This window comes from Marilutibacter aestuarii, assembly GCF_006546775.1.
Classification (GTDB): Bacteria; Pseudomonadota; Gammaproteobacteria; order Xanthomonadales; family Xanthomonadaceae; genus Marilutibacter; species Marilutibacter aestuarii.
In genome coordinates this window covers 1-9,259 of record NZ_VICE01000026.1, presented here as the reverse complement: position 1 = coordinate 9,259, position 9,259 = coordinate 1, and the positions used below count along the sequence as shown (strand labels likewise).

Sequence of the window (9,259 nt, the reverse complement as noted above, 5' to 3'; positions counted from 1 at the left end):
GGCTCCGACGAAGGGCGCGCGGCCTTCATCCACGCGATCGCGCACATCGAGTTCAACGCCATCGACCTGGCCTGGGACGCGGTCTACCGCTTCCGCGGACTGCCCGATGCCTTCTACGCCGACTGGGTGGCCGTCGCCGCCGACGAGGCGCGGCATTTCTCGATGCTGCAGGGGCGGCTGCGTGAGCTCGGCCACGACTACGGCGACTTCGACGCCCACAACGGCCTGTGGGAAATGGCCGAGAAGACCGCCCACGACGGGCTCTCGCGCATGGCGCTGGTGCCGCGCGTGCTGGAGGCGCGTGGCCTCGACGTCACGCCCGGGATGATCACCAAGCTGCGCGCCCTGCACGACGACGCGACCGCCGACATCCTGGAGGTGATCCTCCGCGAGGAGGTGGCGCACGTGGCGGCGGGCTCGCGCTGGTTCAACTGGTACTGCGAGCGCGCCGGCGTCGAGCCCGCGCCGCGGTTCCGCGAGCTGCTGGTCGAGTACGCGCGCGCGGTGCTGCACGGGCCGTTCAACCTGCCGGCGCGCAGCGCCGCGGGTTTCAGCGAGGAGGAGCTCCAGGCCCTGTCCCAGGCCGTGGAGTGAGCGCGGTGCGGGTATGCGCCACCCAGGACGTCAGGCCAGTGGCAACGCCTGCAGCGCGTGTCCCTGTTCGCAGACGCGCAGGACCGAGCCCTGTTCGTACCAGTCCCCCAGCACGATGCGTTCGCCCGGCAGGCCGTCGAGTTCGATCGCGTGCACGGCCGGGCGGTGCGTGTGCCCGTGCACCAGGGTCCCGATGCCATAGCGGTGCAGGGTGTCGGCGACGGTGGCCGGGGCGACGTCGGTGATCGATTCCATCGTCCCTTCATCCTTCAGGCCCGACTGGTGGCGCGCGCTGGCTTCGCGTGCCTGGCGGGCGAAGGCCAGGCGCGCGGGCAGCGGTTGCGACAGGAACTGCGCCTGCCAGCGGGGGTCGCGCACCTGGCGGCGGAACTGCTGGTAGGCGAGGTCGTCGGTGCACAGCTGGTCGCCGTGCGACAACAGCACCGGTCGGCCGTGGAGCATGACGACGGCCGGATCGGGCAGCAAGGTCATGCCGGCCTGCCTCGCGTAGTCGGTGCCGAGCAGGAAATCGCGGTTGCCGTGCATGAAGAACACCGGCACGCCCGATTCGACCAGGGCGCGGATCTCGCGCGCGACGGTGGTGCCGACCTCGGAAGGGTCGTCGTCGCCGACCCAGGCCTCGAACAGGTCGCCGAGGATGTACAGCGCATCCGCGCCGCGCGCCTCGCCGCGCAGGAACTGCACGAACAGTTCGGTGATGCGCGGGCGCTCGGGGTCCAGGTGCAGGTCGGAGATGAAGAGGGTGGCCATGGGGGAATTGTAGGCGACCGCGTCGTCGCCGCCAGTCGGGCGCTCGTGGCGAGCGTGGGCGGACGCCGTGGACCGGCGCATGCCCGCGTCCCCTTCCGGTAAAATGCGCGATCCGCCCGCATGACCGAGTCCCGCATGAGCTGCCGCACCCGTTTCGCCCCCAGTCCCACCGGCTACCTGCACATCGGTGGCGCGCGCACCGCGCTGTACTGCTGGCTTGAGGCGCGTCGACGCGGAGGCGCGTTCATCCTGCGGGTGGAGGACACGGACCAGGAGCGCAGCACGCAGGCCGCGATGGACGCGATCCTCGCCTCGATGGCCTGGCTGGGCCTGGACTACGACGAGGGTCCGTTCTACCAGACCCAGCGCCTGGCGCGGTATCGCGAGGTCGCCGAGAAGATGGTCGCCGATGGCACCGCCTATTACGCCTACGAGACCAAGGAAGAGCTGGAAGCCATGCGCGAGGCGGCCATGGCCGCCGGCGGCAAGCCGCGCTACAACGGCGCCTACCGCGACCGCGGCGAAGCCCTGCGCGAGGATCCGAACCGCGTGATCCGGTTCAGGAACCCGCTCGATGGGACCGTTGCCTGGGACGACAAGGTCAAGGGCCGCATCGAGATCAGCAACGAGGAGCTCGACGACCTGGTGATCTTCCGCTCCGACGGCTTCCCCACCTACAACTTCGCGGTGGTGGTCGACGACCTCGACATGGGCATCACCGACGTCGTCCGTGGCGACGACCATGTCAACAACACCCCGCGCCAGATCAACATCTACCGGGCCCTGGGCGCGGAGGTGCCGCACTTTGCCCACCTGCCAATGATCCTCGACCCGGACGGCGCCAAGCTCTCCAAGCGCACCGGTGCGGCCGACGTCATGCAGTACCGCGACGCGGGCTACCTGCCGCACGCGCTGCTCAATTACCTCGTGCGGCTGGGCTGGTCGCACGGCGACCAGGAGATCTTCTCGATCGAGGAGATGACGCGCCTGTTCGACCTCAAGGACGTCAACGCCAAGGCCTCGCGCCTGGACCCGGCCAAGCTCGGCTGGCTCAACCAGCAGTACCTCAAGACCGACGATCCGGTGGCGGTGGGCCGGCACCTGGAGTGGCACCTGCTCGACCAGGGCTGCGACCTGGCGCGCGGCCCCGCGCCGGCCGACATCGTGGTGGCCCTGCGCGACCGCGTGCAGACGCTGAAGGACATGGCCGAGCGTGCGCGCGTGTGGTTCGAGCCGCTGGAGGCCTACGACGAGGCCGCCGTCGCCAAGCACCTCACCGACAAGGCGCGTGCGCCGCTGGCCGAGGCGCGCAACCGGCTGGCGGCGATCGAGGACTGGAACGTCGAGGCGGTCGGCGAAGCCCTGCAGGCGACCGCGACGGCGCTCGATATCGGCATGGGCAAGGTCGCCCAGCCAATGCGCGTGGCGATCACCGGCACCCAGGTGAGCCCGGACATCTCGCACACGGTCTACCTGGCCGGGCGCGACGAGGCCCTGGCGCGGATCGACGCGGCGCTCGCCCGGATCGCCTGAACAGCAGCGTTCCGCAGCGGGTCAAATTCCCAGGAATTCGAACGGCGGCGTTTCCACGAAGTCGTCGTTGGCTCGCCCCGAATAGGTGCGCGTCTGGTTGGGGCCCAGGTCGAGCTTGCGCACGGTGCCGCCGCCTTCCGAGAAGTCGATCGCGTCCAGGTCGACCCAGAACGTGTTCGGCGTCAATGCCGACTCGAAGAAGTAGCGCCGATGCTTGTGGTCGGCGACGGTCCGCCAGCGGGTGGAGGAGATGTTGGGCTGGCCCGGGGTGCTGATGCCGTACGGCACCGAGACGTTCCGGATCACGCTGAACACGCTGGCGACCGCTTCCACGACGTCTTCTGATTTCGGGATCGCCTCGACGTAGAACGCAGCGCGCGCGAAGCGGTCGGACGCGCGATTGGTGCCCGGCAACATCACTGTCCCCCCGATCTGCTTCCAGTAGGCATTGAGCGCGAGCTGCTCGTCGAAGGTCGGCGAATTCGTCATGACCTGGTACTGGCGCCCGTGGTGGATGACCTGGCGGCCGCCAATGTACTCGACGATCGCGCTGTCGCCGCTGGCATCGGAGATGGCCAGGTGCAGCGTGGCCAGGCGCGACTGCCCCGGCACGTTGTCGGTGACCGGGATGAACGGCTCGCGCGACATCGCGTCGACCGCTTCGGCCACGGTCGCGAAGTTGTCCAGCACCCACTGGGCCCACAGGGAGATCGCCAGCCCGGGCTTGCGGCCATCGGGTCGCGGATACTCGGACTCCACCAGCCACAGCACCGCGGCGTGCAGACCGGCTTCGTTGAGGCCGTCGGTGGTGGAGATGTCGTAACCCGACGCGATGACGCTGCCGTATTTCGACGTCCAGGCCAGCGAACCCGGGCCGGCCTGGCCGGAACGCGCCATGCCGCGGGGGAACATCCACAGGTGGGTGGTGATGTCGCTGCTCCAGTCCATCGAGCGCGCCGTGATCACGTGCCCATCGACGCCGAGGTAGACCAGGCGCGTACAGGCGTTCGAAGAGGCGGGCGAGAGAAGGGCACCCAGGGCCAGCACGACGGCCAGTGCGAGCGACGGCAGGCGCAGTTGGTGCGACATGCGGGTTTCCTCGGTCGGGACGGAGCGGGGATGTCAGGCAAGCGGGGTACGGATCGCACTACTGTATCCCCGACGCGTGATGGTTGAATCAGCATGCCCCCGGCACCATCATGGGGACATGGCCACGTCCCCGCATGCCTGCACCGATCCCAAGCACCATGTCCACGACGCCGCCGGCTTCGTACGCGAGGTGGAGCTCCAGTGCGAGCGGCGCGGCCTGCGGCTGACGCCGATCCGGGCGCACGCGCTGCAGTTGATCGCCGACGCAGGACGGCCCATGAAGGCCTACGACCTGCTGGACCAGATGAAGGCCACGCACGACGCCGCGGCGCCGCCGACGATCTATCGCGCGCTGGATTTCCTGCTCGAGCACGGCTTCATCCACAAGCTCGCGTCGATCAACGCCTTCGTCGGTTGCCACCATCCCGGCGCCGAGGCGCACGCAGTGCCGTTCCTGATCTGCGACCAGTGCCAGTCGGCGACGGAACTGGAGGACGAGGACATCGTCGCTTCGCTCGACCGTCGTGCCCGCGCGCTGGGCTTCGTGCCGCAGGCGCAGACGCTCGAGGTCCATGGGGTCTGCGCCGATTGCGCGGCGGACGCCGCTCGGCGCTGAATGCCGCGACGGGAGATGTCCTCTCAGTAGCCCTGCACGGCCTCGTGCAGCTCCGGCTGGAAGTCCGCGCCGACGCAATCGGCGCGGCGCTGGCGGATCGCCTCGCGCGTGCAGGTATCGCGCCCGCCGAACAGGCCCAGGGCGATCCGCACCGCGACATGGTCTTCCTTGAGCTTCTCGACGAGATCGCCGTCGGTGGCCCAGTCGTCGGCGAATCGCGTGGTCCGTGCGTCCAGGATCGGGCCCTGCCGGTTCACGCCATGGTTGGCGCGGAAATCGATCGGTACGTAGTCGTCAGGCAGGCGCAGGGTGGAAGGCGGCGTTCGGGGCAGCTCGACGACCTTCAGGCCGCTTTCGCCCGGCGCCGGCGTCGAAGGCGTGGGCGCGAAGAGGGGTTCCGACCCCGAAGGTCGCGGCGCGTCGTCGGGGGCCGGCACGGGCGTGGCGGGGGCGGGCGCCACGGGTGCCGGCGCCGGGCGGATGAAATGCACCTGGGTGACGTCTTCGCCGAGCGCCCCGGGGATGGGCAACGGTTGCCTGGCCGACAGCAGCCACGACACCGCCCAGGCATGCAGCAGCAGTACGCCCAGCGCGATCCATGCGCGTTCGTCCGGGGCGTGGCGGAAACGTGGGCTCGCGGGCATCCATGCACCATGGCGGGGGTCTGCGCGGGATTCTGCCGCGGCGGGCGTCGCGAGGTGTTAGCGATCCGTTGCTCTCGCTGGGCGGGCGTGCGTCAGCCCCCGCCGACGATCGCGCTCGCGGTCCATGCACCGGCATGCAGGCCCAGGCCGAACATGCCGTGCGTCACCACGCTGCGCATGCGGGCGTGGGCCGGCGACGGTGCGCGGGATGCCGCGATGCCCAGGCCCATCGCCGGCTGCATCAGCAGGAAGGGCAGGGCGACGGTCGCCAGGCCCATCACCATGCAGGGCAGCAGGGTCGGTGCCTGGCGCCATGCGGGGCCCATGATGGCCAGCAGCACGCCTGCGAACGCGATACCGGTGGCGTAGTGCAGGCCCCAGCCCAGCATGCGCTCGCCGCGGACCGGCGTCGCGCGTGCGATGGCGTCATGCACGAAGCGTCCATGGCGCATGTGCCCGACCCAGCGTCCGGCCATCGCCCAGTCGAGCGATGGGACGCTGGCCAGGCGTCGCAGGGCCAGCGTCCACAGGTCCAGGAGGGCCGTCGCCACGGTCCCCGCGACGACGGCCTGGAGCAGCAGGTGGGCGGTGTCGTCCATGGGCCGGCGGCCTCAGAAGAACGCACGCACGCCGAAGGCGACGCCGCGACCGGGTAGCGGCGCGAGGTCCTTCAGGAAGGAGCTGTGCACGCGGGCCTCCTCGTCGAGCAGGTTGCTGCCGTCCAGGAAGACCTCCCATGCACCACCGGAGGCGGTGTCGAGGTGCCAGGCCAGGTGCGCGTCGACCAGGGTGTATCCCGGGGTCGGCGATTCGCCCTGGGCGACGTCGTCCTGTTCGGCGTAGCGGATCGCGCCCAGCGACGCGCGCCAGGCATTGCGCTCCCAGCGCAGCTCGCCGCCCAGGCGGGCCGGGGCGATGCGCGGCAGGTTGCCGCCGCGGGCCAGCGAGACGGTGTAGTCGTGGTCGTGGTCGCCATGCGGCACCGCGATGTCGATTTCGCGGGTGCCGCTGCCGGTGAGCTCGGCGTCGACGATGTCGCCGAACACGCGCAGGTCCCAGCGACCGCTGGCGTTCTCGGCGAACGCCCAGCTGGCCTCGGCCTCGGCGCCGTTGAAGCGTGCGTCGTCCTGGGTCCAGGCGCGGACGGGGCCGCCGTCGTCGATACCGGTCTCGGCGAGGTAGATGAAGTCGTCGTAGCGCACATGGTAGATCGAGGCGCCCAGCTTGAACGGACCGTGGTGCCAGTGCAGGCCCAGCTCGGCACGGTTCGCGGTTTCCTCGCTCAGGCCCGGATCGCCCAGTTCGACGCTGCCGGTCGCCACGTGCAGTCCGCTGGAGTACAGCTCCTCGGCCACCGGCGTGCGCTGCGCGCGGTCGAGGCCGACCGACAGGTGCAGGTCGGGGTTGATGTTCCAGCGCATCGAGGCGGACAGGCTGGTGGCATCGAAGCTGCGGTCCGGCCCGATCGCGCGGGCCTCGTCGACGTCGATGCGGTTGCGGTCGTGGCGCGCGCCGACCTCGAACTTGAGCGGACCGGCCTCGCGCTGGCCGATCCAGAAGATGCCCGTGTCGCGCGTCGCCGACGCCGGCACGAAGGCCTCGTCGCCGATCGCGCGGAAGTCGCGGTCCGCCCACTGCAGGCCGAGCGCGCCGTCCCAGCCCAGCAGCGGCCGGTGGGTCAGCTCAAGGCGGGCCTCGGTGCTGTCGTTGTCGAACACCGTGCCAACTTCGTCACCCTCGTATTCGGTGTGCGTGTATTCGGTGCGTGCCAGCTTGACGCGCATCGACGCGAACGGACCGACGTCCTCGACGCCGCCGCGCAGTTCCCCGCGGCGCTGGTCCATCACGATGCTGACCGCGCCCTCTTCCTCGTGCGTATCGTCGTCGTGGTCGTCGTGGTCGTCGTGGTCGTCGTGGCCATGATCGTGGTCTTCCTCCTCGCCGTGCGAGTGGCCGGGAACGCCGTAGCGGCTGTTGAACAGGCTGTAGCCGACGCCGACGAAGCCGCGCTCGCCTACCCAGGACACGCCCAGCGCCGCGGCGTCGGTGCGCAGGGCGCTGTTGGGCAGGGTGCCGCTGGCGCCTTCCTCGTCGTGGTCGGGGTCGGCCTCGTGGGCGCCTTCGCTTTCGGCGTGGCCGGGAATGTCGTAGTCCCCGGTCTCGCGATGCAGGGCGTCGAAATGGAAGACCAGGTGGCCGTCCGACGACGTGCCGTCCAGGCGGGCCATGCCGGTGCGCTCGTCGTTGACGGTGCCGCCACGCAGCTCGGCGCGGCCTTCCAGCGGCGCGTAGGTGGCCTGCTCGGGGATGCGGCCGTCGACGACGTTCACCGCGCCGCCGATCGCGCCACTGCCGTAGAGCAGGGTGGCCGGGCCCTTCAGTACTTCGACCTGGTTGGCGAGGAAGGGCTCGATGCTGACGGCATGGTCGACGCTGACGGTCGACACGTCGCCGGCGCCGAGGCCGTCGTTGAGGACCTGCACGCGCGCACCGTCGAAGCCGCGCACGATGGGGCGGCCGACACCCGGCCCGAAATAGGAGGACTGCACGCCGGGCAGGCGCGACACGGTTTCGCCCAGCGAGTTGGCCTTGGCTTCGTCCAGGCGTTCGCCGGCCAGCACTTCCACCGGCCGGGTGAGTTCCTCGGCGGTGGACGGCAGCGGGCTGGCCCGGACCTGGACCGAGTCGAGGTCGACCGGATCGTGCTCGTGCTCGGCCGGCTCCTGGGCGTGGACCAGCGGGATGGCCAGGGCGAGGGCCACGACGAGCGGGAGGCGGCGGTGCCGGCGGCTGAATGGAGTGGTATCGGACATGGGCATCGGGGTGGGGATCGGCTAAAGTGGCAGCAGGAAGTTACGGAATGTTATATTATAACAATCCGATGTCCAGCCCCTCCCATTCGTCATGGCCATGTCGCCCCCATCCCCCCGCCACCGCCTGCTCGACCGCCTGGGTGCCTTCGGCTCCCTGGTCTGCGCCGCCCATTGCGCGCTGTTGCCGCTGCTGATCGCGGTCCTGCCGAGCCTGGGCGTGTCGGGCTGGTTCGACGACGGCTTCGAGTTCGCTTTCGTGGTCTTCGCCACCTGCCTGGGCCTGTTCACCCTGGTCTGGGGCTACCGCCGGCACCGGGCGGTGCGGGCGCTGTCGCTGCTTGTCCCGGGCCTGCTGGTGCTGTGGATCGGGGTCCTTTATGGCCCCCTGCACGAAAGCGTGCTGCCGCATGCGGTCGCGATGACCTTCGGCGGGACCCTGGTCGGACTCGCGCACCTGTCCAACCTGCGGCTGAACCACGGCCACGTCCACGACGCCACCTGCTCGCATTGAGCGGCCCAGTGGATAGTCTAGGCGGGCGCGGGCCTCGCGCATGGTAGAATTCGCGACCTCGCGACGTGACCGAGTGTCCACCCGTCCGCCCGCGCGGCATGGGTTTCGATAGATTCTTTTCTACAGTTCCAGGAGCAAGAACATGGGTAAGGGCGACCGCAAGACCGCCAAGGGCAAGCGCTACAACTCCAGCTACGGCAACGCCCGTTCGCACACGGCGGTGACCAAGGCCACCGGCGCGGCTTCCGCGCCTGTCGCCAAGAAGGCCACCAAGGCGACCAAGGCGCCGGCCAAGAAGGTCGTGGCGAAGAAGGCTGCCACCAAGGAGTGAGCGCCCCGCGCCGTCCGTGGTACCGGAAAGCCCCGCTCTGGCGGGGCTTTTTCTTGGTTCTTCATCCAGGTCCGGGGCGCACACGTCAGGTCGCGAAATCCCCTGGCGCCGTGTTTGCCAGCGGACAATTGATCTGGCCAAGGCATCGCACTCAGGATCGGGGATATCCCTCGTGCCACGCAGCCGGGACTTCCAGCATGACGGCCCATGGGAGAGGCGATACTGTTCGTAGGGTGGGTAGAGCCGAAGGCGAAACCGACCGTCGTGCAGCCGTACGCATGAGGCACGATGGGTTTTGCTTCGCGCAATCCATCGTGCGAGGGGAGACTTGAGGCCAAGGCAAGATCAAGGGCTTCC

Annotated in this window: 10 protein-coding genes; 5 read left to right on the top strand and 5 right to left on the bottom strand. The window is 69.7% G+C overall.

The annotated features are described in order from the left end of the window. Positions 1–594 (top strand): ferritin-like domain-containing protein (locus FKV25_RS03120; RefSeq protein ID WP_141517339.1); only part of this gene is annotated, 594 nt, incomplete at its 5' end. A gap of 30 nt (positions 595–624) precedes the next feature. Here the strand turns inward: FKV25_RS03120 and lpxH are convergent. Next, complete coding sequence (gene lpxH / locus FKV25_RS03115; protein WP_141517338.1) at positions 625–1,365, bottom strand: UDP-2,3-diacylglucosamine diphosphatase; 741 nt, start codon at positions 1,363–1,365, stop codon at positions 625–627. Between the two features lie 135 nt (positions 1,366–1,500). Between lpxH and gltX the strand changes: the two genes are divergently transcribed. Continuing rightward, positions 1,501–2,898: a glutamate--tRNA ligase gene (gltX, locus tag FKV25_RS03110; protein ID WP_141517337.1), complete on the top strand. Its 1,398-nt coding sequence runs from the start codon at positions 1,501–1,503 to the stop codon at positions 2,896–2,898. A gap of 21 nt (positions 2,899–2,919) precedes the next feature. Here gltX and FKV25_RS03105 read toward each other — a convergent pair whose 3' ends face one another. After that, entirely contained in the window at positions 2,920–3,987 is a 1,068-nt protein-coding gene (locus FKV25_RS03105) for a linear amide C-N hydrolase (protein ID WP_141517336.1), read from the bottom strand. A gap of 118 nt (positions 3,988–4,105) precedes the next feature. On the opposite strand from FKV25_RS03105, the gene FKV25_RS03100 reads away from it, so the two are divergent. Then, a complete protein-coding gene (locus FKV25_RS03100; RefSeq protein WP_141517335.1) occupies positions 4,106–4,603 on the top strand; it encodes a transcriptional repressor in 498 nt (165 codons plus the stop codon). 23 nt (positions 4,604–4,626) lie between these two features. Here FKV25_RS03100 and FKV25_RS03095 read toward each other — a convergent pair whose 3' ends face one another. The 3 genes from FKV25_RS03095 to FKV25_RS03085 all read right to left on the bottom strand — a co-directional run bounded on the left by FKV25_RS03095 (position 4,627) and on the right by FKV25_RS03085 (position 8,066). Beyond that, on the bottom strand, positions 4,627–5,247 hold the full coding sequence (locus FKV25_RS03095; protein WP_141517334.1) for a hypothetical protein: 621 nt from the start codon (positions 5,245–5,247) through the stop codon (positions 4,627–4,629). 92 nt (positions 5,248–5,339) lie between these two features. Further along, on the bottom strand, positions 5,340–5,846 hold the full coding sequence (locus tag FKV25_RS03090) for a DUF2938 domain-containing protein (RefSeq protein WP_141517333.1): 507 nt from the start codon (positions 5,844–5,846) through the stop codon (positions 5,340–5,342). Between the two features lie 12 nt (positions 5,847–5,858). Beyond that, entirely contained in the window at positions 5,859–8,066 is a 2,208-nt protein-coding gene (locus FKV25_RS03085; RefSeq protein ID WP_141517332.1) for a TonB-dependent receptor, read from the bottom strand. A 91-nt stretch (positions 8,067–8,157) separates the two neighbouring features. Between FKV25_RS03085 and FKV25_RS03080 the strand changes: the two genes are divergently transcribed. Together FKV25_RS03080 and FKV25_RS03075 are read left to right on the top strand one after the other, a co-directional pair. Beyond that, positions 8,158–8,571 (top strand): MerC domain-containing protein, encoded by a 414-nt coding sequence (locus FKV25_RS03080; RefSeq protein ID WP_141517331.1) that lies wholly within the window; start codon positions 8,158–8,160, stop codon positions 8,569–8,571. A 142-nt stretch (positions 8,572–8,713) separates the two neighbouring features. Next, entirely contained in the window at positions 8,714–8,902 is a 189-nt protein-coding gene (locus FKV25_RS03075) for a 30S ribosomal protein THX (protein WP_141517330.1), read from the top strand. Positions 8,903–9,259 lie beyond the last annotated feature (357 nt).